The sequence below is a fragment of the Oligella sp. HMSC05A10 genome, assembly GCF_001808335.1.
GTDB classification, from domain to species: domain Bacteria; phylum Pseudomonadota; class Gammaproteobacteria; order Burkholderiales; family Burkholderiaceae_B; genus Oligella; species Oligella urethralis.
The window spans coordinates 1-1,005 of record NZ_KV792895.1 but is presented as its reverse complement, the minus strand read 5'-3'; the positions used below and the strand labels follow the sequence as shown (position 1 = coordinate 1,005).

Here is a 1,005-nt window from a genome sequence, read left to right as displayed (position 1 = left end):
CGCAAGCGCCATCGTATTTAGTACCAACAAGTAGCTTATACAGTGTGGATCCGACTCGCACACGCTACCTGGTTGAAACGGATCCTGCCTTTGCCAATCAGCGTCAATGGTTAAGCAGTGATTATATGCTGCAAGCGCTCAATCAGGATCCGGCGCGTATGCAAAAACGCTTAGGTGATGGTTACTATGAGCAGCGCTTACTGCGTGAGCAGATATTACAGCTGACAGGTCAACGCTTTTTAGATGGTTATGACAACGATGAGGAACAGTTTAAAGCCTTGATGGAGCAGGGCGTGAGCTTTGCGATGACGCAGGGCTTAACGCCGGGCATAGAATTAACGGCAGCGCAAGTAGCGCGTTTAACCAGTGATATTGTCTGGCTGGAAAGTCAGACCGTGACCTTGGCGAATGGTACTACTCAAGAGGTGTTGGTGCCTCGCGTGTATGTGAAACCTCGTCAAGGTGACTTAGCACAATCAGGGGCGTTACTTGCCGGTAATACAGTGGAGCTGCAGGTTAAAGACGGTTTTGTTAATAGCGGTACAGTGGCCGGTCGTGAAATTGTCAGCATTAAAGCCGATACCATTGATCAGGAGTTTGCACGCATTCAGGCTAAACGCGTCGAGTTGGTAGCTGATAGAGATATTACGCTCGCGGGCAGCACGGTCAGTGCAGAAGAGCTGGCAAGCATCCGTGCGGGCAATCAGTTGGATATTAAGAGTACCACCTACCATACGCAGGCGGATGTAGCGGGTACTAATGGCAGCCATTTCAGTGGTGAGCGTCAGGGTATTGACCGTTTAGCGAGTATTCATGTGAGTGGTGATGAGGCGCAGTTACTGCTCTCTGCTGCTAAGGACATGATCTTGACCGGAGCACTTGTCAGTCATAGCGGTCGCGATGGCCTTACTTACCTGGGTGCCGGCGATGACTTGCAGTTAGATACCGTTACTGTGGGTTATCGTCAAGATAGCGTGGGCAGTGCCAGTCATTATATTAAAGAGC

General features: G+C 50.3%; 1 pseudogene. It reads left to right on the top strand.

Features of this window, described 5'->3' with window-relative positions:
• Positions 1-1,005, top strand: a pseudogene (locus HMPREF3144_RS04435) (S-layer family protein); the annotation flags it as partial.